Raw genomic sequence first — 21815 nt, 5'->3', positions numbered from 1 at the left:
CGTCAGGACAGGAACGGCGCCACCGACGCCCATGCGGGATCGGAGTCCACGTCCACCACGGGGTCGCCCTCCTGCCAGCTCACGATGAGCTCCTTGGCGTGGATGGCGGCCTCGCCGGTCGGGTCCGCGTACAGGTGGATGACCCGGTGGCCCTCGGCGCTCAGGTGGGCCGCCAGGATCGCGTCGGCGTGGAGCTTGGTCAGGCGGGCGGCCAGCCGTTCCTCGAAGTCGCGCAGCGCGGTGAGGGAGTCGCCGACCGGCAGGCCGTTCTCGTCGCGGTGGGAGTAGGGGAGCGTGATCTGGATGTGCTGGTCGAACAGCGGATGGTCGACCGGCCGCAGCGGGTACCGGGTCGTCGCCACCAGCGGCGCGCCACCCGCCGTCTGGCCCTCCAGCAGCGCCCACTGCTCCTCGTCGTAGCCGGAGGCCACGTCGTCGACCACGGCCCGCAGGTGGGCGGCGGAGACGGCGTCGATGGGCTGGGCGGTGGCCGCGGTGATCTCGCCCAGCCAGCGGGCCACGTCGTCCTCGCCGAGCAGCCAGTCGAGCGCCAGCAGCGCCGACTCCATGCGGGTCTCGTCGTCGAGCTCGCCGAAGACCGGGTGGTAGGCGGCCACGTCGATCCGCGCAGAACCGCGCGGCACGCGCAGCCCGAGCATCAGCTCCTCCAGCGCGAACTCCTTGCCGCCCACGTCCAGCGTCAGCTCCAGCGCGAGCGGATTGGCCTGCCGCGACGGATGGAACTCCCACAGCAGGTCCGCCGGGGGCGCCGCCTTGGCCCACCGGTGCGCCAGCGACCGCAGCTCGGCGTCACCGGCGGCGGTCACGACCAGCGCGTGGGCCGCGCCTCTGCCCGGCGCGATCTCGTACACGAGCCCGGGATGCACCGCCGCGACGGCCGGCTCCAGCGTCTCGGCCAGCCGCTCGGCCTCCTCGGCCGCCACCATGGCATCGAGCCGCGGCCGCGTCCGCTCCCACCACAGCCAGAAGTCCGCAATGAGATCACCGGGCATGACCGGCTCCCGCTCCTCGTCGTCCTTGCGCCCGAACAGTCGCATAGCCCGTCATTGTCGCAGAGTATTTCCCAGCCCCCGTTGCCCTGCTTTCTGTCCCGCCGCGCCTGTCACGTCGCTTTTCCGTTACGGCAAGCCACCCGCCCGCCACCCGCCGTCGCGGGTTGCCGCCGATCGTGGGGGTCGCTTCTCACGTCGGACGTGGAACTCGCCGCAACGGCCCACCTTGACCACCTCCCCGCTGCCTCGATCCCTGGGCCGGAGGGTGGGGTGGGGTGGGGTGAGCGGGTAGGCTGGGTGGGTCATGGGACTTCGTGTGCTTGCCGCCATGTCGGGCGGCGTCGACTCCGCCGTGGCCGCAGCTCGGATCGCCGAGGCCGGTCACGATGTCACCGGTGTGCATCTGGCTCTGTCGGCCAACCCGCAATCCTTCCGGACCGGCGCCAGGGGCTGTTGCACGATCGAGGACTCCCGCGACGCCCGCAGGGCCGCCGACGTGATCGGGATCCCGTTCTACATCTGGGACATGGCCGAGCGCTTCCAGCGTGACGTGGTCGAGGACTTCGTGGCCGAGTACGCCGCGGGCCGTACGCCCAACCCGTGCCTGCGCTGCAACGAGAAGATCAAGTTCGAGGCGGTGCTGGACCGGGCACTGGCGCTGGGGTTCGACGCAGTGGCCACCGGGCACCACGCGAAGCTGGCCGACGGGGTGCTGTCCAGGAGCCCTGACCTGGCCAAGGACCAGTCGTACGTGCTCGGCGTGCTCACCCGCGAGCAGCTCAGCCACGCGATCTTCCCGCTGGGCGACTCCACCAAGGCCCAGGTACGCGAGGAGGCCGCCCGCCGCGGCCTGACCGTGGCCGACAAGCCCGACAGCCACGACATCTGCTTCATCGCCGACGGGGACACCCGCGGTTTCCTGGCCAAGCGCCTCGGCTCCGAGCCCGGCCGCATCCTCGACCAGGACGGCGAGGTGGTCGGCGCCCACCAGGGCGCGCACGGCTTCACGGTGGGCCAGCGCAAGGGCCTCCACATCGACCGCCCCGCCCCCGACGGCCGCCCCCGCTACGTGCTGTCGATCGAGCCCGTCTCGAACACGGTGACGGTGGGCCCCCGAACGGCCCTGGAAGTCACCAAGATCCACTGCGTGCGCCCCGTCTGGAACGGCCCCGCCGCCACCGGCCCCATCACCGTCCAGCTCCGCGCCCACGGCGAGGTCTACGCCTGCCACTACGAGCAGACCGGCGACGACCTCCACATCACCCTGTCCCGCCCCGCCACGGGCGTAGCCGCAGGCCAGGCCGCCGTCCTCTACTCAGCCGACACCGTCCTAGGCTCCGCCACCATCGCTTCCTCCGCATAACCCACCCCTCAGCCGTTGGCAACCGAAGCCCCCAGGCGCGAAGGGGAACCGGTGTGGTGAAGGGCACCGCGGCCCCCCACACTTGCGGCACCACCGCGCATGCGGCCAGCCGGTGCTTGTGGCCAGTCCGTGCTGGCGGCCAGCCGGTGCTTGCGGCGTCAACCCGTGCTTGTGGCGCCGCGACGGCGGGATGTTGTGTGGTGGGGCCCGGCGCCCTGGCAGGTGGCCAGGGCGGGGCACGGTGGCTGGTCAACGTGGGCCGTTGCGGTGGGGACCACGTCCGACGTGAGAAGCGATCCCCACGATCGGCGGCAACCCGCGACGGCGGGTGGCGGGGGTGTGGCTTGCCGTAACGGAAAAGCGACGTGACGGGCGCGGGCAGGACAGGAAGCAGAGCAAAGTGGGCGCGGCGGGATAGAAGGGGGACGCGGTCAGGTGAGGGCGACGGGGGTGGCTAGGGGGAGGCGGCGCATGTCGGCGTTTTGCTGGTCGGATTCGAGTTTGAGCCAGTTGTCGACCAAGCTCAGACCGACCTCGCTGTACAGGGCGTCGTGCGTCGAGTACGCCCTGGCCGGGCGGATCGTGCGCAAATACTCCACCATTTCCGACAGCTTCAGCCACGGCGCCCCCGTAGGCACCAGCAACGTCCCCACCCGCACGTCGGGCACCGTCAGCGCGTCGCCCGGGTAGAACACCTCCTCCTCCACCAGGAACCCGACGTTGTTCGCGATCGGCATGTCCGGGTGGTTGGCGGCGTGCCACTCGCCATACGTACTCACCGTGAACCCGGCCGTCGTGAACGTGTCGCCGTGCTTCACCGTGTGCACCCTCATCGGCGCATCCGTCAGCTCGGCCGCGACCTCCGCGCAGGTCCAGACCTCGATGTCCGGGGAGGCGGCCTTCAGGCGCTCGGTGTCCAGGTGGTCGAAGTGGGCGTGGGTGATGAGCACGGCGTCGGCGCCGTCCAGGACCGGGTCCTTGGTGAAGACGCCGGGATCGATGATCAGGACCTTTCCGTCCTTCTCCAGTCGCACGCAGGCGTGTCCGTACTTGGTGAGCTTCATGGTCCCCACGATAACTAGGCTTGGGGCCATGACTGCGTGGGAGGCTACCGGGGTTGGTTCGCATCCGGGTGAAGATCATCTGGAGGCGCTGCGTGTGGTGTTCGGTGAGGTGCCCGGCTTGCCTTATCTGCCCGAGCTGCCGGCGCGGGGCGTGGGGGCGGACATGGTCGGGCGGACGGCCTCGCTGCTCGTCGATCTCGCCGTCGAGGTGCAGCCGTCGGGGTGGCGGCTGACCGACCGGCCAGGGCGTGATCACCAGCGGGCGGCCGACCACCTGCGCCGTGATCTCGACGGGCTGGAGGAGATCGGCCAGGGCTACCAGGGGCCGTTCAAGGTGCAGGTCTGCGGGCCCTGGACGCTGGCCGCCGCGATCGAGCTGCGCCACGGCAACCGGATGCTCTCCGACGCCGGGGCGGTGCGGGATCTGACCGACTCGCTGGCCCAGGGCGTGCGGGACCACCTTGCCGAGATCGCGAAGCGGCTGCCCGGGGTGAGCGAGGTCGTGCTGCAGCTCGACGAGCCGGCGCTGCCGGGCGTGCTGGCCGGCACGGTGCCGACCGCCTCGGGGTTCGGGCGGCTGGCGGCGGTCGAGGAGTGGCGGGTGGAGGAGTCGCTGAAGGGGTTCGACAGACCGCTGGTGCACTGCTGCGCGCCCGGCGTCCCCTTCGCCCTGCTGCGGCGGGCCGGGGTGCGCGGCGTCTCCGTGGACGCCTCGCTGCTGCGGCGGCGCGACGAGGACACGATCGGCGAGGCCGTGGAGGCCGGGCTGGCGTTCCTGCTGGGCGTGGTGCCGGGCACCGACGCGCGGCTGCCGGACATCGGGGCCGTGGCCAAGCCCGCGGTGGAGCTGTGGCGGCGGCTCGGGTTCGCGCCGGGTGAGCTGGCCGAGCGCGTCACGCTCACCCCCGCGTGCGGGCTGGCGGGCGCCTCTCCCCGGTACGCGCGGGCGGCGCTGCGCGCCTGTCACCAGGCGGCCGAGGTGCTTCGGGAGGATCCTGCAAGCGGGATGCAAGGCGCCTGACTAGCCTGAGGATCATGATTTTTCGCACCATAGCCGTGGGCGCGACCCTCCTCTTCGCGTCCGCGACGCTGGCGGCCCCGGCCATGGCGTCGGCCAACCCCGAGACCTGGAGCTGGGGCTCCATCTACTCCGCCGACCGGGCGGGCAAGGCCAAGGGCAAGGTCGTCCTCGACCGTCCCGGCTTCACCGTCTCCGGCAAGCTCTACGACCTCCCCGGCAAGAAGGGATGTTCCTGGCTGAAGTTCCGCTGGACCAAGGAGAACGGCGGCCAGGGCAGGAAGACCTACAAGAACTGCTCGGGCGCCAAGCCGCTGGCCTTCTCCCTCGGCACCGGCTACATGCTCTCCATCGAGGGCAAGGTCTGCCGCGGCACCACCACCAAGATCACCGGAAGGTGCTCCGGATGGGACGGCGTGTGGGCCCAGGGCGGCTGAGGCCCAAGCGGCTGAGGCCCGTGAGGCCCAGGGTGGCTGAGTAGGGCCCTACCCATGGCGCGATCGCGAGATTGTGCTGAACTCGATGCGTGAGAGCCGGTGACTTCGCGGGCGCCAGCGCGCTGCTGCTCGGCACGGGCACGCATCGTCCAGAATCCGACCTGCCGGACCTCCCCGCGGTCGCGCGCACACTCCAGGACCTGCGTGAGGTGTTGCTGGAGACGTGCGGGCTGGCCGACGTCCGGGTCGGGCTCGATCTGGCGAGTCCGCTGGAGCTGGGCGCCGCCGTCTCCCAGGCGGCGGCCGCCGCGGGCGGCCCGCTGATCGTGTATTACGTGGGCCACGGCCTTGTCAGCCGTCGTGGCTCGCTCCATCTGGCCGCCGGTGTCACCCGTTCCGGGCCGCTCCACCTGGAACACACGGCTCTGCCGTATGACACCGTGCGGCGCTACCTTCTCGACAACGTGGACGCGCCGGTCGCGGTCGTGCTCGACTGCTGCTTCTCCGGCCGGGCCATCGAGGGCATGTCCGCCCTCGACGAGGTGGCCGGGCTCACCGAGATCACCGGCGCGTACGTGCTGACCTCGGCGGGGCGCAGCGAGCCCTCCTTCGCCCCGGAAGGGGCCACGTACACGGCCTTCTCCGGGGCGCTGCTGCGCCTCCTGCGGGAGGGTGATCCGGGCGGCCCGCCGTACCTGACGCTGCAGCACGTCCACCGGCATCTGAGCCGCACGCTGCCCGCGGCCGGGTTCCCGCGCCCGCGCGCCCGCTCCACCGGCCGCGTGGGCGAGCTCGCGCTCGCCCGCAACCCCGCCCACGGCCTTTCCCCCGAGGGTGTACGGCTGTCGCCCGCCACCCTCCCCGAAGGCGCCCCCTACAAGGGTTTGGCCGCGTTCGGCGAGAAGGACGCGGCGTTGTTCTTCGGCCGGGACCGGCTGGTGTCCGAGCTGGTCAGGCGGCTGGCCGAGCGTGAGGCCGACCCGGCGCCGCTGATCGTCACCGGGCCTTCAGGCTCGGGCAAGTCCTCGCTGCTGCGGGCGGGACTGGTGCCGGCGCTGCGCCAGGGCGCGCTCGGCGGCCCGCGCACCGTCGCCGTGGTCAGGCCGGGCGAGGCGCTGCCCGACGACGTGGACGTGCTGGTCGTGGACCAGTTCGAGGAGGACATGGACGTCGCCGAGCGCCTGCGCGAGCGACCCGGGCTGACCGTGCTGGCGGTCCGCGCCGACTTCCTGGGTCGCTGCGCCGAGCACCCGGCCCTGCGCACCGCGCTCGAACGCGGCCAGGTCGTGGTCGGCGCGATGACCGAGGGCGAGTTACGCGCCGCCATCGAACGTCCCGCCGCGGCGGCCGGGCTGACGCTGGAACCCGGCCTGGTCGAGCTGCTCCTGCGCGACCTCGGCCAGGAGCCGGGACGGCTGCCGCTGCTGTCCCACGCGCTGCTGGCCACCTGGCAGCAGCGCCGCAGAACCGTCCTGACCGTGGCCGGATACCGCCAGACCGGCGGCATCCACGGCGCGCTCGCCGCCACCGCCGACGACGTGCTGGCCTCGCTGCCCGACCCCGGCGGCGTGAAGGCGCTGTTCCTGCGGCTGGTCCATGTGGGCGACGGCACCGACGACACCCGCCGCCGCGTCACCCGCGACCAGCTCGCCCTGGAACTGCCCGCCGCCGACACGCCTGCCGAAGAGGTGATCGCCGCCTTCGCCGCCGACGACGCCCGCCTGCTCACGCTGGACGGCGAGCACGTCACGATCACCCACGAGGCGCTGCTGACCGCCTGGCCCGCGCTGCGCGGCTGGATCGAGAACGACAGGAACGCGCTCCTGGTCGAGCAGCGCCTGGTCGAGGCGGCCCGCGCGTGGGAGGGCGACCCGGCGGGGCTGTATCAGGGGTCGCGGCTGGACCTGGCCCGCGAATGGGCGGCGGGGCGGCGGCCGGGGCCGCTGGTGGCCAGGTTCCTGGCCGCCTCGCAGGCGCTGGCCACGCGGCGGGCCAGGCTGCGGGTGGCGCTGGTGTCCGTGCTGAGCGGGCTGCTCGTGGTGTCGTTGATCGCTTCGGCGGTGGCCGTACTGAAATATCAGGACGCCGAGCGCGAGCGCCGCACCGCGGCCGCGCGGGCGAAGGTCTTCCAGGCCGACGTCGTACGGCAGGCCGACCCGCCCGCCGCCCTGAGGCTCGGCATCGAGGCGGTCAGAACAGATCCGGGAACCGTGACCGAGTCCGCCCTCGCCGCGGACGCGCTGAGCATGGCCTACCGCGCCCGCCTGACCGGCTTCACCGCCTCGGTAAACGCCGTCGCCGTCAGCCCGGACGGCGCCCGCGCGCTGACCGGCGACTTCCAGGGCGCCCTGCACCTCTGGGACCTGGACCGGCGCACCAGACTCGCCACGCTGCCCGCCACGGGCAAGGGCGCGGTCTACTCGGCCCGCTTCGGCCGGGACGGGCGGGCCGTGGTCTCCTGGCGCGAGACGCCGCCGGAGATCTGGGACCTGACGGGCGGCACGCCCCGGCTGGTGGCGGTTCTGGGTGATCCCGGCCAGTACGCGGAGTTCTACGCGGGCGGCGACCGGGTGGCCGTCGCCTCCGACCGCGGCGTGGAGCTGTGGGACGTGCGCGGCACCCCGGAGAGGCTCACCCGCTTCGGCCCCCCGGTCACCGAGCTGGCCGTCGCGGGAGAGGTGCTGGTCACGGCCGACGCGGCGGGCGCGGGGCGGGTGTGGCGCCTGGACACCGGGACCTCGCAGCCCCTGCCGGTGCCCGAGACGGAGACCAACCCCAGCCTCGGCGTCGCCTTGCGCGCCGACGGGCAGGTGGCCGTGGTGGGCGAGCGCGTCTGGGACGTCAGCGCCGAGCCCGAGCTGGTCGGCTACCTGACCGGCCACGAGGGCTTCGTCGGCGACGTGGCCTTCGCGCCGGACGGCGTCACGCTGGCCACGGCGGGCGACGACTACTCGGTCATCGTCTGGGACCTGGCCGACCCGCGCCTGCCCCAGCTCAGGACCCGGCTGGCCGGGCACACGGCGGAGGTCACCGCGGTCCAGTTCGGCCCCGGCGGCAGGCTGCTCACCGGCAGCGGCGACACCAGCGCCATCCTCTGGCGCTACGCCGACCCGCCCGGGAGGAAGGTCCTGCCCGGCTCGGCCGCCCAGATCGCGGTGGGCGGGGCGATGAGGCTGACTCACGACCGGGACGGCGCCACCCTCTGGGGCCCGTCAGGGGAGGTGGCCGCCTTCCCGGAGGCGACCGCGGTGGCACTGAGCGCGGACGGGACCACCGCCCTGGCCGGGAGCGAGTCCGGGGCGGTGCTGCGCGGACCGGGCGGCTCGCGGAACCTGGCCGAGGGCCTGCGGCTGCGCTCGGTCGCGCTCAGTCCCGACGGCCGCCTGGCCCTGATGAGCGGGCCCGGCGGGGTCGTGCTGTGGTCGGCGGCGACCGGGCGGGAGAGCCGCCTGCCGGGCAAGGACGCCTCCGTGGTCGCGCTGGGCGCCGGGTTCGGCGTCGTGGGCGGGGCCGACGGCCGCCTCGCGCTGTGGGATCTGCGCGATCCGGGACGGCCCCGCCGTACGGACACCGGTGACGGGCACTCCGGTGACGTGCGGGCGCTGGCCGTACGCGGGGAGCTGGTGGTGAGCGGCGGTGAGGACAGGAAGGCGGTGCTGTGGGAGGTGGTCGGCGGCACGCGGCTGCGCGTCGCGGGCTCGATGGGCGGGCACGGCGGCCCGGTCCACGAGGTGGCGCTCAGCCCCGACGGCCGCCTGGCCGCCACCGCCGCCCTGGACGAGACCGTCGCCGTCTGGCTCGTGCGCGACCGGCACGGACCCCGCCGCGTGCACACGTTGTCCAGGGCGGGGGAGGGGGTCGCGTTTGGGCCTGGCACGTACGCGATGCTCGCAAGTAACGTCCAAGGCGGGGTCGTTGAATGGGATTTCCGCTATTTGGCCGACGTGATCGACCAGCCGTTGATCGCGGCGTGCGCACTGACCACGTGTTAGGAAAGGGCGGGAAATGGCAGACAGCGTCACGGTGGGGCTGCCGTCGCCTTCTCACAAGGCCGACGCGTCACTGAAGATCAGCCCCAGGAGGAAAGGGCACAAGAGGTATGTCATCCGCTACACCCTGGAGGACGGCGGCCGGGGCTACGACACCCGGCTGACCATCTACTACAAGACCCAGGGCGGTGGGCGGGGCAGCCGCGAGATCTTCAATCCCGGGCCGGGCACCGACCGCGGCACGATCGTCATCAACGCCAGCAAGAAGATCACCGAGATGGGCGCCAAGGTCGAGCGGATCAATTCCCACGACACCGGGTTGCGCGGCAGCGATCCGAATGTTTTTTCCTGACCGCCTCCCTTGGATAGCGTTCTCTCTGAACGTGGAACGAGGGGAGTACGGGGATGACCGCCGAAGCGCTGGACGAGGGTCGTAAACGGCACGCGGAGCTGAGCGAACTGGTCGAGGAAGCTCGCTGGCGGTATTACGTGCTCGACGATCCGACGGTGAGCGACGCCCAGTTCGACCAGTGGTTCCGCGAGCTGCTCGACCTGGAGGAGAAGGACCCGTCGCTGCGCACGCCCGACTCGCCCACCCAGAAGGTGGGGGCGCCGCCGTCGGGCGACTTCGCCAAGGTGCAGCACGTGGCCCGGATGGAGAGCCTGGACAACGCCTTCAACGAGGCCGACATGGCCGCGTGGATCGCGCGGGCGGAGCGGCTGGCCGAGGGGGACGCGGGGCCGTACCTGTGTGAGCTGAAGATCGACGGGCTGGCGATCGCGCTGGTCTACCGGGACGGGAAGCTGGAGCGCGGCGCGACCCGCGGCGACGGCCGCACGGGCGACGACGTGACGCCCAACGTGCGCACGATCACGGGGGTGCCGCACCGGCTGCGGGGCGAGGACGTGCCGTCGCTGGTGGAGGTGCGCGGCGAGGTGTACATCCCGGTGGCCGACTTCGCCAAGCTCAACGAGCAGCTCGGCGCGGAGGGCAAGCCATTGTTCGCCAACCCGCGCAACGCGGCGGCGGGCACGCTGCGGCAGAAGGACCCGCGCATCACCGCCCAGCGCCCGCTGCGCATGATCGTGCACGGGATCGGCGTCTGGGAGGGCGCCGAGGAGCCGAAGGCGCAGTCGGACGTCTACGACCGGCTGCGCGCGTTCGGGCTGCCCGTCTCCGACCTTTACCGGGTGGTGGCGGGGTCGGCCGAGGTCAACGCCTTCATCGAGAACTACCGGGTGCACCGGCACGACCCGGCGTACGAGATCGACGGCGTCGTGGTGAAGGTCGACAACTTCCGCACCCAGCGTGAGCTGGGCTCGACCTCGCGGGCGCCGCGCTGGGCGATCGCCTACAAGTACCCGCCGGAGGAGGTCAACACCAAGCTGCTCGACATCCACGTGGGTGTCGGCAGGACCGGGCGCGTCACGCCGTTCGCGGTGATGGAGCCGATCGTGGTGGCCGGCTCGACGGTGGAGCGCGCCACCCTGCACAACGCGGCCGTGGTGAAGGCCAAGGGCGTGCTCATCGGTGACACCGTGGTGCTGCGCAAGGCCGGAGACGTCATCCCGGAGGTCGTCGGGCCGGTGCTCGCGCTGCGCGACGGCAGCGAGCGCGAGTTCGTGATGCCGACCCACTGCCCGGCCTGCGGGACCGCGCTGGCCTACGAGAAGGAGGGCGACGCGGACCTGCGCTGCCCGAACGCCAAGCACTGCCCGGCGCAGTTGCGCGAGCGGGTCTTCTTCGCCGCCCGCCGCAACGCCCTCGACATCGGCGGCCTGGGGTACGTGGCGGCGACCGCGCTCACCCAGCCGGTGGCGGAGCAGGAGCCGGTGCTGCGTACCGAGGCCGACCTGTTCGACCTCACGCTGGACAAGCTGATCCCGATCCGCTCGATCGTCCGCGACCAGGACACCGGCCTGCCCAAGATCGACGAGAAGACGGGTGAGCCCAAGGTCGTTTCGCTGTTCTCCAACGCCAACGGCGAGCCGTCGATGGCCGCGCTCAGCCTGCGCGAGCAGTTGGAGGCGGCCAAGGACAAGGAGCTGTGGCGGGTGCTGGTGGCGCTGTCGATCCGGCACGTGGGCCCGCCGACGGCGCGCGCGCTGGCCTCGGCGATGCGCTCGGTCGACGCCATCATGAACGCCTCGGTGGAGGAACTGGCGGCGGTCAGGGACATCGGGCCGAACATGGCCGCCACGATCAAGGAGTGGTTCGAGGTCGACTGGCACCGCGAGATCGTCGAGCGGTGGCGGGCGGCGGGCGTGCGCATGGAGGACGACGAGCCCGAGGTGGCGAGCGGCCCCAAGACCCTTGAGGGGCTGACGCTCGTGGTCACCGGCACGCTGGAGGGCCACACCCGCGACTCCGCCGCCCAGGAGATCGAGTCGCGCGGCGGGAAGGTGGCCGGGTCCGTCTCCAAGAAGACGGCCTTCGTGGTGGTGGGGGAGAACGCCGGGTCGAAGTACGACAAGGCGGTCTCGCTCGGCGTGCCGATCCTGGACGAGGCGGGGTTCGGTGTACTGCTGGCCGACGGGCCCGAGGCGGCGGCCGCCGTGGCGGTCCAGCCCGAGCCCTGAAAGATCCTGGAGCCCTTGGTCGCGGCGGGCATCACGCGAGGTCGGGGGCCGTATCGGGTTCTAGAAACGGGTTCTGGGTCGGTCAGAATGTGAGGTATTGTCGGAAAGGCGAAGTGACGGAACGTACGCGCTTGGTTTCGCGAAGTGGGGTTAAGGTCGTACCCTCCCATAGTGACCTAATGGGGGTTCTGTTACTCATGACTGACCCAACCGACACCCGCGACACCGGCCCGCGCATGGGCACTCCCCTGTGGGCCTTCCTCGCGGCCATCTCCGCGATCGGCGGCACCGCGCTGGTCGCGGCCATACTCAGGCTCGACCCTGTCGGCCTGGCGGAGCTCGCCCGCACCCCGCTGTTCTGGGTGCTCGCGGTGCTGGTCGTGCTGGGCGAGCTCAGGCCCGTCATGGTCTCGTCCGCGGCCTCCGTGGGCGGCACCTACCCCTCGACCATGTTCACCTTCGCGGTGCTGCTGCACTTCGGGCTGCCCGTCGCGGTGCTCATGCAGGTCGTCGGCGTGGTCATGAACGGGGTCGTCACCCGCAAGGCGTGGCACCGGGTGCTGTTCAACGTGGGTCAGTCGACGCTCGCGCTCACCGCCGCCGCCGTCGTGCTCGGCGTCTTCGGGATCGTGCCCACGCCCGAGGTGCCGTGGGTGCCGGGCGGCGCCGACCTCGTGCCGATCGCGCTGTCCGGCGTGGCGTACTTCGTCACCAGGGCCACGCTCGTCTGCGGCGCCGTCGCCCTGCACGAGCGCCGCTCGGTCGTCCGGGTCATGCGCGCCACCGCCGGGCCGCAGAGCCTCGTCTACACCGCGCTGCTCGGCCTGGCCCCCCTGGTCGTGGTCGTCATGAGCCACTCGCCCGGCCTCGTGCCCCTGTTCGTCGCCCCCCTCGCCGCCGTCTACTTCACCGCCACACTCTCCATGCGCCGCGACCACCAGGCGCTGCACGACGAGCTCACCGGCCTGCCCAACCGCAAGATGCTCATCGTCAGCACCGAGGAGGCCCTGGCCGAGGCGCGCGAAGGCGAGCGCGTGGGCCTGTTCCTCCTCGACCTCGACCGGTTCAAAGAGGTCAACGACACCATGGGCCACCCGGTCGGCGACCGGCTGCTGCAGATGGTGGCCCACCGCCTCCTCCACTCGGTACGGCCCGGCGACGTCGTGGCCAGGCTCGGCGGCGACGAGTTCGCCGTGCTGCTGCCGTCCATCCGCGACGCCCACGCCGCCCGCGAGGTGGCGGCCAGGCTGCGCGCCGCCCTCACCGAGCCGGTGCGCCTCGAAGGCATGACCTTCGACCTCGACGGATCGGTCGGCATCGCGCTCTTCCCCGACCACGCGCCCGACTTCGAGCTCCTCATGCAGCGGGCCGACGTCGCCATGTACATGGCCAAGGAGGGGCGTACCGGTGTCGAGCTCTACCAGCCCGACAAGGACCGCAACTCGCCCGAGCGTCTCCACCTGCTCGGCGACCTGCGCCGCGCCGTGGACAACCGTGAGCTGCGCCTGCACTACCAGCCCAAGGTCGGCCTCACCACCGGCGCCGTCCACGGGGTCGAGGCGCTGGTGCGCTGGCGGCACCCGGTGCACGGGACCATCCCTCCGGCCGACTTCATCCCGCTGGCCGAGCAGTCGTACCTGATGCGCCAGCTCACCGAGTTCGTCATCGAGGCGGCGCTGGAGCAGGCCGCCCGGTGGTGGCACATGGGACTCAAGGTGCAGATCTCGGTCAACGTCTCGGCCCGCGACCTGCTCGACTCGGCGCTGCCCGAGCAACTGGAGGTCGGCCTGGCCCGCTACAGCCTGCCGCCCGACGCCATCCAGTTGGAGGTCACCGAGCGCATCCTCATGGGCGACCAGGCGTACACGCACGAGACGATCAAGGCGCTGGCGGCGCTCGGCATCCCGCTCGCCCTGGACGACTTCGGCACCGGCTACTCCTCGCTCATCCGCCTCCAGCGCCTCGCCGTCGCCGAGGTCAAGATCGACTCGTCGTTCGTGCGGCGGATCACCGAGTCCGAGGACGACGAGCGGATCGTCCGCTCCATCGTCGACCTCGTCCGCTCGCTCGGGCTGCGCTCGGTGGCCGAGGGCGTCGAGTCCGACGCCGCGGCGCTGCGGCTGGCCGAGATGGGCTGCGACATGGGGCAGGGCTGGCTGTTCTGCGAGCCGATGGTGGCCGCCGACGCCACGCTCTGGCTGCGCGACCACCTCGACCCCGAACCCGCGCTCGGCTACGGCTACCGCGCCGCCGAGGTCACCAGGACCGCCTGAGCGCGGCACGCAGGTGAGAGGCCACGTTAACCGTTCGGTCCCGCTTGCCCGAGCCCCCTAGGATGACAGTGTCCAAACTCCATCCAGAAACGGGTTCAACGACTCATGTCCGCCATAACCCGCGACGAGGTCGCGCACCTGGCCCGGCTGTCCAGGATGGCGCTGTCCGACGACGAGCTCGACCACTACGCCACGCAGCTCGATGCGATCATCGAGGCTGTCGCGAAGGTCGCCGAGGTCGCCGCCGAGGACGTGCCGCCTTCGTCGCACGCGCTCCCGCTGACCAACGTCTTCCGCGCCGACGAGGTGCGACAGTCCCTGACGCCTGAGCAAGCCCTGGCCGGGGCGCCGGCCGTCGAGGACGACCGCTTCCGGGTTCCGCGCATCCTGGGGGAGGAAGCATGAGTCTCATCCACAAGACGGCCGCCGAGCTCGGCGCGCTCATCGCCTCAGGCGAGACCTCCTCCGCCGAGGTCACCGAGGCGCACCTCGACCGCATGGCCGAGGTCGAGCCCAAGGTCAAGGCGTTCCTCCACGTCGACCGCGAGGTCACGCTGGCCCAGGCACGGGCGGTCGACGCCCGGCTGGCCGCGGGGGAGAAGCTCGGGCCGCTGGCCGGGGTGCCGATCGCGCACAAGGACATCTTCTCCACCCACGACATGCCGACGACCGCCGCGTCCAAGATCCTGGAGGGGTGGCGGCCGCCGTACGACGCGACCGTGACCGCGCGGCTGCGCGCCGCCGGACTGGTCATCCTCGGCAAGACCAACCTCGACGAGTTCGCGATGGGCTCCTCCACCGAGAACTCCGCCTACGGCGACTCCCACAACCCGTGGGACCTCACCCGCACCCCCGGCGGCTCCTCCGGCGGCTCGTCGGCGGCGGTCGCGGCCTACGAGGCGCCGCTGTCCACCGGCACCGACACCGGCGGCTCCATCCGCCAGCCCGCCGCCGTCACCGGCATCGTCGGCATGAAGCCCACTTACGGCGGCTCCTCCCGCTACGGCGTCATCGCCTTCGCCAGCTCCCTCGACACGCCGGGCCCCTTCGCCCGCAACGTGCTCGACACCGCGCTGCTGCACGAGGTCTTCTCCGGCCACGACCCGATGGACTCCACCTCCATCGACGCGCCCGTACCCGCCGTCGTCGAGGCCGCCCGCCACGGCGACGTCCAGGGCATGCGCATCGGCGTGGTCAAGGAGTTCGGCGGCGAGGGCTACCAGCAGGGCGTGCTCAACCGCTTCCACGACGCCGTCGAGCTGCTGGAGTCGCTCGGCGCCAAGGTCGTCGAGGTCTCCTGCCCGACGTTCACCACCGCGCTGCCCGCCTACTACCTCATCGCGCCGTCGGAGTGCTCGTCCAACCTGGCGCGCTTCGACGCCATGCGGTACGGCCTGCGCGTAGGCGACGACGGCACCCGGAGCGCCGAGGAGGTCATGGCGCTGACCAGGGCCGCCGGCTTCGGCCCCGAGGTCAAGCGGCGCATCATGCTCGGCACCTACGCCCTGTCGAGCGGCTACTACGACGCCTACTACGGCCAGGCCCAGAAGGTCCGCACGCTCATCAGCCGCGACTTCGAGGCCGCCTACCAGCAGGTGGACGTGCTGATCTCGCCGACCACGCCGACCACCGCGTTCAAGCTCGGCGAGCGCACCGGCGACCCGATGGCGATGTACCTGGCCGACCTGTGCACGATCCCGTCCAACCTGACGGGCAACGCGGCCATCTCGGTCCCGTGCGGCCTGGCCGACGAGGACAACCTGCCGGTCGGCCTGCAGATCATGGCTCCGGTGCTGGGCGACGACCGCTGCTACCGCGTCGCCGCCGCGGTGGAGCAGGCCCTGGAAAGCCGCTGGGGCGGCCCGCTGCTGAAGGAGGCGCCCGCGCTATGAGCGTGATGGCTTTTGACGAGGCGTTGAGCCGGTTCGAGCCGGTTCTCGGTCTTGAGACCCATGTCGAGCTCGGCACCGCCTCGAAGATGTTCTGTGGCTGCAAGACCACGTTCGGCGCCGCGCCCAACACGCAGGTCTGCCCGACCTGCCTGGCCTTTCCCGGCGCGCTGCCGGTGGCCAACGCGGCGGCGATCGAGTCCACGATCCGCATCGGCCTGGCGCTCAACTGCTCCATCGCCGAGTGGTGCCGCTTCGCCCGGAAGAACTACTTCTATCCGGACATGCCGAAGAACTACCAGATCTCGCAGTACGACGAGCCGCTCTGCTTCGACGGCTACCTCGACGTCGAGGTCGACGGCGAGACCGTGCGGATCGAGATCGAGCGGGTCCACCTGGAGGAGGACACCGGCAAGTCCACCCACGTGGGCGGCGCCACCGGCCGCATCCAGGGCGCCGACTACTCGATCGTCGACTACAACCGCGCCGGCATCCCGCTGGTCGAGATCGTCACCAAGCCGATCCCGGGCACCGACCGCATGGCGCCCGAGGTGGCCAGGGCCTACGCGACCGAGCTGCGGGAGATCATGCGCTCGCTGGGCGTCTCCGACGTACGCATGGAGGAAGGGTCCATGCGCTGCGACGTGAACGTCTCGCTGATGCCGCGCGGCGCTGCCGAGTGGGGGACCCGCACCGAGACGAAGAACGTCAACTCGCTGCGCAGCGTCGAGCGGGCGGTGCGTTCCGAGATCGAGCGGCAGGCCCACATCCTGGCCGAGGGTGGCAAGATCCTCCAGGAGACCAGGCACTTCCACGAGGACACCGGCACCACCACGCCCGGCCGTTCCAAGGAAGAGGCGCAGGACTACCGCTACTTCCCCGAGCCCGACCTGGTGCCGATCGCGCCGGACGTGGCGTGGGTGGCGACGCTGAAGGCGGAGCTGCCCGAGCTGCCGCGGGTCAAGCGCAGGCGGCTGCAGGCCGAGTGGGGCGTGTCCGACCTCGACATGCAGGCCATGCACAACGCCGACGCGATCGACCTGGTCGAGGCGACGGTCGCGGCGGGCGCTCCGGCGGCCGACGCGCGCAAGTGGTGGATGGGCGAGCTGGCCCGCCGCGCGAACGAGAGCGGCACCGCCCTGGCCGACCTGTCCATCACGCCGGCCGACATCGCCCGGGTGACCGAGCTGGTGGCCTCGGGCTCGCTCAACGACAAGCTGGCCCGCCAGGTGCTGGAGGGCGTCCTGGCCGGGGAGGGCTCGCCCGACGCGGTCGTGGCCGCGCGCGGCCTGGAGATCGTCAACGACGAGGGCGAGCTGTCGGCGATCGTCGACGAGGTCCTGGCCGGCAACGCCGACGTGGCCGACAAGGTCCGCTCCGGCAAGATCGCCGCGGTGGGCGCGCTGGTCGGCGGCGTCATGAAGGCCAGCCGCGGCAAGGCCGACGCCGGCCGTGCCCGGGAGCTGATCCTGGAGAAGCTGGGCGTCTCCGAGTAGCCCGCGAGGGCCCCGTCCGTGTGGCGGGGCCCTTCTCCACCGCGGTATTCGGGTTATTCTGGATATAGAAGGTCTAGGACTATTGGCCCAGGGGGACCTAGGACCACGGCACGATGTGGCCGGCGCGGCGCCGACGTACTTTCAACGGCATGACGCGTAAAGCATTGACCATTGGGCTGGTGGCGATGGTGTCGCTCGTCGCCTTCGAGTACATGGCGGTCGCGGTCGCCATGCCCGTCGTCGCCCGGGAACTGGGCGGACTTGAGCTGTACGGCCTGGCCTTCAGCGGAGCCATGGCCGCAGGTGTGATCGGGACGGTCCTGGGCGGCCGATGGGCAGACCTTCGCGGGCCGCTGGCTCCGCTCTGGGTGGGCGCGGTGGCGTTCGCGGGCGGGCTCGGCCTGGCCGGGTTCGCGCAGAGCATGGAGATGCTGATCGCCGGACGCCTCGTGCAGGGGTTCGGTGGGGCGCTGGTCCAGGTGGCCCTGTACGTGGTGGTGGCCAGGGCCTACCCCGAGCACCTCCACCCGAAGATCTTCTCGTTGTTCGCGACGGCATGGGTGGTGCCGTCCATGGTGGGCCCGGCCATCGTCGGGGTCGTCGTGGAGACGGCCGGATGGCGCTGGGTCTTCCTGGGCGTGCCGATCCTGACCGCGGTGGCGGCGCTGGTGCTGTTCCGCGGCCTGGCGGGGCAGCCGGTCTCGGGCGGGCAGGCCGACTCCGCGCCCGGCATGCTCGGCAAGCTCGGCTGGGCCGCGGTGACCGCGGTCGGCGCCGGCCTCATGCAGTACGGCAGCAAGGGCGAGGTGCTCCTCCTCGTCGCCGGCCTGGTCGTGCTGGCCCTGGCCCTGCCGAGGCTGCTGCCCGCCGGCACGCTGCGGGCCGCCAGGGGGCTGCCGTCGGTCGTGGCCCTTCGCGGCCTGGCCACCGGCGCCTTCTTCGCCGCCGAGGTGATCATCCCGCTGATGCTGATCAGCCAGCGCGGGCTGTCGACGTTCGTGGCCGGCATCGCGCTGACCGGCGGCGCCCTGACCTGGTCGCTCGCCTCGTGGCTGCAGGGCCGGGAGGTCTTCAGCCGGATGACGAACCTGCGCGGCGGCACCGCCATGATCGCGCTGGGCATCCTGCTGATGGGCGCCGTCACCTTCGAGCCGGTGCCGATCTGGCTGGCGTACCCGTCGTGGATCATCGCCGGGTTCGGGATGGGGCTGGTGTACCCGACGCTGTCCGTGCTCACGCTCGAACTGTCGGCGCCCGGCGAGCAGGGGGCCAACTCCTCGTCGCTGCAGGTGGGCGAGGCGGTCTTCTCGGTGGTGGCGGTCGCGGTGACCAGCGCCCTGTTCACGGCGGCGGCCTCGGGCTACTGGGCGGTGTTCGCGGCGGCGCTGGCGATGGTGCTGGCCGGCCTGTGGGTGGCTCCCCGCTTCGGCGTCACCACCCCGTCCGGCCGGAGGACCGCGGTGGCGAGCGCCGCCTGACCCGCGAACCAAAAGGCCCCGCCGGTGGACAAGGCCGGCGGGGCCACGGACGTCTGTCCCCAGGAACCACACAGATGATTCCCCGTGAGGGCGCGCCTACTCGGCGGGTGACCCTGATGTGACCCTTCCGTCGCGCCGCCGTGCCAGCAGCTTCCTGAAGACCGGGGTCAGCAGGGCCAGCGCCGACAGCAGGAGCAGCACCACCGCGATCGGGCTCTTGACCAGGACGCTCACGTCGCCCGCCCCGATGGCCAGCGCGCGGCGGAGCTGGATCTCGGCCATCGGGCCCAGGATCATGCCGATGACCGCGGGCGCCACCGGCAGCCCGAAGCGGCGCATCGCCCAGCCCAGCAGGCCGAGGACGAAGAGCACGATCAGATCCACGGCCGAGGCGTTCAGGGCGTAGACGCCCAGCGCGGCGAACATCACGATCCCGGCATAAAGGTACGGCCGCGGCACATGCAGCACCTTGGCCCACAGGGGAGCCAGCGGCAGGTTGAGCACCAGCAACATCGCGTTGCCCACGAACAGGGATGCGATCATGCCCCAGACCAGGGCCGGGTTGTGGTCGAAGAGCTGGGGGCCGGGCTGCAGGCCGTACTGCTGGAAGGCGGCCAGGAGGATCGCGGCGGTCGCGGACGTGGGCAGGCCCAGGCTGAGCAGGGGGACCAGGGTGCCGGCGGCCGAGGCGTTGTTGGCCGCCTCCGGTCCCGCGACGCCCTCGATGGCGCCCTTGCCGTACTCCTCGCGGGCCACGCCGCGGGCCAGCTTCTTCTCGGCCGCGTACGACAGGAAGGTGGGGATCTCGGCGCCGCCGCCCGGCAGCGCGCCGAACGGGAAGCCCAGCGCGGTGCCGCGCAGCCACGGCTTCCAGGAGCGCGCCCAGTCGGCGCGGCCCAGGTACGCCCGGCCGACCGGGATGACCTCGGGCGGCACGTGCCGCAGCCGGGAGGCCACGTACAGGGCCTCACCCAGCGCGAACAGGCCGACCGCGACGATCACCACGTCGATGCCGTCGAACAGTTGCGGGATGCCCAGCGTGAGCCTGGCCTGCCCGGTCTGCTGGTCGATGCCGACCAGTCCGATCGCCAGGCCGAAGCCGAGCGAGGCCAGGCCGCGCACGACCGAGCGCGACAGCACCGAGGAGACCGCGGTGAAGGCCAGGATGGCCAGGGCGAAGTAGTCCTCGGGGCCGAAGGCGATCGCGAAGGCGACCACGGCCGGGGCGGCGACGACGAGCAGGCCGGTGGCCAGCGTGCCCGCGACGAACGAGCCGATGGCCGCGGTCGCCAGCGCCTGGGCGGCGCGGCCCCGCTTGGCCATCTTGTTGCCCTCCAGCGCGGTGATCATCGAGGAGGACTCGCCGGGGGTGTTGAGCAGGATGGAGGTGGTGGAGCCGCCGTACATGCCGCCGTAGTAGATGCCGGCGAACATGATGAACGCGCTGGCGGGCGGCACGGTGAAGGTGACCGGCAGCAGGAGGGCGACGGTCATGGCCGGGCCGATGCCGGGCAGGACGCCGACGAGCGTGCCCAGCGTGACGCCGACGAGCGCGTACAGCAGGTTGATCGGCGTCAGCGCGGAGGCGAAGCCGTCGAGCAGGAGCTGGAAGGAGTCCATGGCTCAGATCACGCCTTCCAGGATGCCCGCGGGCAGGTTCACGCCGAGGCCCTTGACGAAGGCGAGGTAGGTGCCGAGGCCCAGGACCACGCCGACGATCGCCGCGCGCACGCGGTGCTCGGCGCCCAGGGCCAGCGACAGGCCGAAGAACAGCAGGCTGCCCGCGATGATCCAGCCGAGCGTGTCGAGCAGCGCGGTGAAGGCGAGGAAGACGCCGCCGACCAGCCCGACCTGCTTGAGGTCGGCGGGTGCGTCGGCGTCGATGTCCTCGCTCTCCTCGGGGTCGCCGCGGCCGCCGCGCAGGACGTCGATCACGTAGAACGCGCCCACGACGGTGATGGCGCCGCCGACCAGCATGGGGAAGAACCGCGGCCCCAGGCCGACGACGGAGGTCGCCGCCTCGACGTTCAGCGTGCCGACGATCACGTAGACGCCGACGGCCAGCAGGGCCAGCGCCAACCCGAGCTCGGGTCGCCACCAGCCCCGCTTCTTGCTCTGCGTGGGCTCCATCAGGAGACGAGCCCCATCTCGGCGATGATGGACTTGACCCGGGTCTGCTCGGCGTTCAGGTACGAGGCGAACTGCTCGCCAGTCTGGAAGGAGTCGATCCAGCCGTTCTTGGCGACCGCGTCCTTCCACGCCTGCGAGGCGTGCATCTTGGTGACCAGGTCGGTGAGGGCCTTCTTGTCGGCGTCGTTCAGGCCGCCGGGGGCGACCATGCCGCGCCAGTTGGCGATCTCGACGTCGAGGCCGCCCTCCTTGATCGTGGGCGCGTCGAGGTCGGGCAGGCGCTGCGGGGAGCTGACGGCCAGGGCGCGCAGCTTGCCCGCCTTCACCTGCTCGGCGAACTCGCCGACGCCCGAGATGCCGATCGTGGCCTTGTTGCCCAGGAGCAGGTTGAGCGCCTCGCCGCCGCCGGAGTTGGCGACGTAGTTGATCTGCTTGGGGTCCACGCCCGCGGCCTTGGCCATGAGCCCGGCCAGGATGTGGTCGGTGCCGCCGGCCGAGCCGCCCGCGATCGAGACGGTCTTCGGGTCGGCCTTCCACGCCGCGACCAGGTCGGCGACGGTCTTGAGCTTGGACTCGGCGGGCACGACGATGATCTCGTACTCCTCAGTCAGCTTGGCGATCGGCGTGGTGTCCGACAGCGTGACCTTGGACTTGTTCTGCTCGATGGCGCCGACCATGACCAGGCCCATCGTCATGAGCAGGTTGCCATTGCCCTTCTCCCCGGCGAGCTGGGCCAGGCCGATGGTGCCGCCGGCGCCGGGCACGTTGTAGACCTCGACCTTGCGTGAGGGGTCGGCCTGCTTGATCGCCTGCTCGGCGGTGCGCGAGGTCTGGTCCCAGCCACCGCCGGCGTTGGCGGGCGCCATGATCTTCAGCGTGCCGCTGCCGGAGGCGCTCGTGCCGCCGCTGTTGCCGCAGGCCGACAGGGCGGCCACGGAGAGGGCCGCGAGCGCGGCGAATATGCGCAGGCGCATGATCACTCCAAGGGGGGTTCTCACGTTCGGTGAACTGCGATGGTGAGCTGTCAACCCGTCCTGGTCGAGCCTTTTCGCACTTGCCGTCTTTTTGTTCGTATTGGTCGCTAC

Annotated in this window: 16 protein-coding genes; 11 read left to right on the top strand and 5 right to left on the bottom strand. The window is 71.7% G+C overall.

The window, feature by feature from the left end:
- Positions 1–2: 2 nt before the first annotated feature.
- The gene (locus ACIBEJ_RS41690; protein WP_397188480.1) at positions 3–1058 is read right to left on the bottom strand and encodes a DUF695 domain-containing protein; all 1056 of its coding nucleotides are present in this window, start codon (positions 1056–1058) and stop codon (positions 3–5) included.
- A gap of 259 nt (positions 1059–1317) precedes the next feature.
- Between ACIBEJ_RS41690 and mnmA the strand changes: the two genes are divergently transcribed.
- Positions 1318–2376, top strand: coding sequence for a tRNA 2-thiouridine(34) synthase MnmA (gene mnmA / locus ACIBEJ_RS41685; RefSeq protein WP_397188479.1), 1059 nt, complete (start codon positions 1318–1320; stop codon positions 2374–2376).
- 431 nt (positions 2377–2807) lie between these two features.
- Here mnmA and ACIBEJ_RS41680 read toward each other — a convergent pair whose 3' ends face one another.
- Positions 2808–3440: an MBL fold metallo-hydrolase gene (locus ACIBEJ_RS41680; protein ID WP_397188478.1), complete on the bottom strand. Its 633-nt coding sequence runs from the start codon at positions 3438–3440 to the stop codon at positions 2808–2810.
- Positions 3441–3468: 28 nt separating this feature from the next.
- Here ACIBEJ_RS41680 and ACIBEJ_RS41675 point away from each other — a divergent pair, with 28 nt between their 5' ends.
- The 10 genes from ACIBEJ_RS41675 to ACIBEJ_RS41630 all read left to right on the top strand — a co-directional run bounded on the left by ACIBEJ_RS41675 (position 3469) and on the right by ACIBEJ_RS41630 (position 18600).
- The gene (locus ACIBEJ_RS41675) at positions 3469–4461 is read left to right on the top strand and encodes a methionine synthase (protein ID WP_397188477.1); all 993 of its coding nucleotides are present in this window, start codon (positions 3469–3471) and stop codon (positions 4459–4461) included.
- 14 nt (positions 4462–4475) lie between these two features.
- A complete protein-coding gene (locus ACIBEJ_RS41670) occupies positions 4476–4895 on the top strand; it encodes a hypothetical protein (protein ID WP_397188476.1) in 420 nt (139 codons plus the stop codon).
- Positions 4896–4984: 89 nt separating this feature from the next.
- A complete protein-coding gene (locus ACIBEJ_RS41665; RefSeq protein WP_397188475.1) occupies positions 4985–8887 on the top strand; it encodes a hypothetical protein in 3903 nt (1300 codons plus the stop codon).
- A gap of 13 nt (positions 8888–8900) precedes the next feature.
- Positions 8901–9236, top strand: coding sequence for a hypothetical protein (locus ACIBEJ_RS41660; protein ID WP_397188474.1), 336 nt, complete (start codon positions 8901–8903; stop codon positions 9234–9236).
- A 53-nt stretch (positions 9237–9289) separates the two neighbouring features.
- Positions 9290–11464 (top strand): NAD-dependent DNA ligase LigA, encoded by a 2175-nt coding sequence (gene ligA, locus ACIBEJ_RS41655; RefSeq protein ID WP_397188473.1) that lies wholly within the window; start codon positions 9290–9292, stop codon positions 11462–11464.
- Between the two features lie 197 nt (positions 11465–11661).
- Positions 11662–13737 (top strand): putative bifunctional diguanylate cyclase/phosphodiesterase, encoded by a 2076-nt coding sequence (locus tag ACIBEJ_RS41650; protein WP_397188472.1) that lies wholly within the window; start codon positions 11662–11664, stop codon positions 13735–13737.
- Between the two features lie 105 nt (positions 13738–13842).
- Complete coding sequence (gatC, locus tag ACIBEJ_RS41645; protein ID WP_184960458.1) at positions 13843–14142, top strand: Asp-tRNA(Asn)/Glu-tRNA(Gln) amidotransferase subunit GatC; 300 nt, start codon at positions 13843–13845, stop codon at positions 14140–14142.
- Positions 14139–15629 carry an Asp-tRNA(Asn)/Glu-tRNA(Gln) amidotransferase subunit GatA gene (gene gatA, locus ACIBEJ_RS41640; protein ID WP_397188471.1) on the top strand — a complete coding sequence of 497 codons (1491 nt, stop codon included), beginning with the start codon at positions 14139–14141 and terminating at the stop codon, positions 15627–15629. The genes gatC and gatA overlap by 4 nt, the downstream gene beginning before the upstream one ends.
- Before the next feature lie 5 nt (positions 15630–15634).
- Positions 15635–17122 (top strand): Asp-tRNA(Asn)/Glu-tRNA(Gln) amidotransferase subunit GatB, encoded by a 1488-nt coding sequence (gene gatB, locus ACIBEJ_RS41635; protein WP_397188652.1) that lies wholly within the window; start codon positions 15635–15637, stop codon positions 17120–17122.
- Between the two features lie 149 nt (positions 17123–17271).
- Positions 17272–18600: an MFS transporter gene (locus ACIBEJ_RS41630; RefSeq protein WP_397188470.1), complete on the top strand. Its 1329-nt coding sequence runs from the start codon at positions 17272–17274 to the stop codon at positions 18598–18600.
- 96 nt (positions 18601–18696) lie between these two features.
- Here ACIBEJ_RS41630 and ACIBEJ_RS41625 read toward each other — a convergent pair whose 3' ends face one another.
- The 3 genes from ACIBEJ_RS41625 to ACIBEJ_RS41615 are packed head-to-tail and all read right to left on the bottom strand — an operon-like array spanning position 18697 to position 21704.
- Positions 18697–20220 (bottom strand): tripartite tricarboxylate transporter permease, encoded by a 1524-nt coding sequence (locus ACIBEJ_RS41625; protein ID WP_397188469.1) that lies wholly within the window; start codon positions 20218–20220, stop codon positions 18697–18699.
- A gap of 3 nt (positions 20221–20223) precedes the next feature.
- Positions 20224–20730: a tripartite tricarboxylate transporter TctB family protein gene (locus ACIBEJ_RS41620; RefSeq protein ID WP_397188468.1), complete on the bottom strand. Its 507-nt coding sequence runs from the start codon at positions 20728–20730 to the stop codon at positions 20224–20226.
- Complete coding sequence (locus ACIBEJ_RS41615; protein ID WP_397188467.1) at positions 20730–21704, bottom strand: Bug family tripartite tricarboxylate transporter substrate binding protein; 975 nt, start codon at positions 21702–21704, stop codon at positions 20730–20732. The genes ACIBEJ_RS41620 and ACIBEJ_RS41615 overlap by 1 nt, the downstream gene beginning before the upstream one ends.
- Between the last annotated feature and the right edge of the window lie 111 nt (positions 21705–21815).

It is taken from the genome of Nonomuraea sp. NPDC050790, from assembly GCF_044456745.1.
Classification (GTDB): domain Bacteria; phylum Actinomycetota; class Actinomycetes; order Streptosporangiales; family Streptosporangiaceae; genus Nonomuraea.
The sequence above is the reverse complement of the archived record's forward strand: the minus strand, read 5'-3'. Positions and strand labels throughout refer to the sequence as shown.

Bases quoted from the DNA above. Each gene is read 5' to 3' on its own strand.
- ACIBEJ_RS41690 (WP_397188480.1), bottom strand. From the start codon at position 1,058: ATGCGACTGTTCGGGCGCAAGGACGACGAGGAGCGGGAGCCGGTCATG.
- mnmA (WP_397188479.1), top strand. From the start codon at position 1,318: ATGGGACTTCGTGTGCTTGCCGCCATGTCGGGCGGCGTCGACTCCGCC.
- ACIBEJ_RS41680 (WP_397188478.1), bottom strand. From the start codon at position 3,440: ATGAAGCTCACCAAGTACGGACACGCCTGCGTGCGACTGGAGAAGGAC.
- ACIBEJ_RS41675 (WP_397188477.1), top strand. From the start codon at position 3,469: ATGACTGCGTGGGAGGCTACCGGGGTTGGTTCGCATCCGGGTGAAGAT.
- ACIBEJ_RS41670 (WP_397188476.1), top strand. From the start codon at position 4,476: ATGATTTTTCGCACCATAGCCGTGGGCGCGACCCTCCTCTTCGCGTCC.
- ACIBEJ_RS41660 (WP_397188474.1), top strand. From the start codon at position 8,901: ATGGCAGACAGCGTCACGGTGGGGCTGCCGTCGCCTTCTCACAAGGCC.
- ligA (WP_397188473.1), top strand. From the start codon at position 9,290: ATGACCGCCGAAGCGCTGGACGAGGGTCGTAAACGGCACGCGGAGCTG.
- ACIBEJ_RS41650 (WP_397188472.1), top strand. From the start codon at position 11,662: ATGACTGACCCAACCGACACCCGCGACACCGGCCCGCGCATGGGCACT.
- gatC (WP_184960458.1), top strand. From the start codon at position 13,843: ATGTCCGCCATAACCCGCGACGAGGTCGCGCACCTGGCCCGGCTGTCC.
- gatA (WP_397188471.1), top strand. From the start codon at position 14,139: ATGAGTCTCATCCACAAGACGGCCGCCGAGCTCGGCGCGCTCATCGCC.
- gatB (WP_397188652.1), top strand. From the start codon at position 15,635: ATGGCTTTTGACGAGGCGTTGAGCCGGTTCGAGCCGGTTCTCGGTCTT.
- ACIBEJ_RS41630 (WP_397188470.1), top strand. From the start codon at position 17,272: ATGACGCGTAAAGCATTGACCATTGGGCTGGTGGCGATGGTGTCGCTC.
- ACIBEJ_RS41625 (WP_397188469.1), bottom strand. From the start codon at position 20,220: ATGGACTCCTTCCAGCTCCTGCTCGACGGCTTCGCCTCCGCGCTGACG.
- ACIBEJ_RS41620 (WP_397188468.1), bottom strand. From the start codon at position 20,730: ATGGAGCCCACGCAGAGCAAGAAGCGGGGCTGGTGGCGACCCGAGCTC.
- ACIBEJ_RS41615 (WP_397188467.1), bottom strand. From the start codon at position 21,704: ATGCGCCTGCGCATATTCGCCGCGCTCGCGGCCCTCTCCGTGGCCGCC.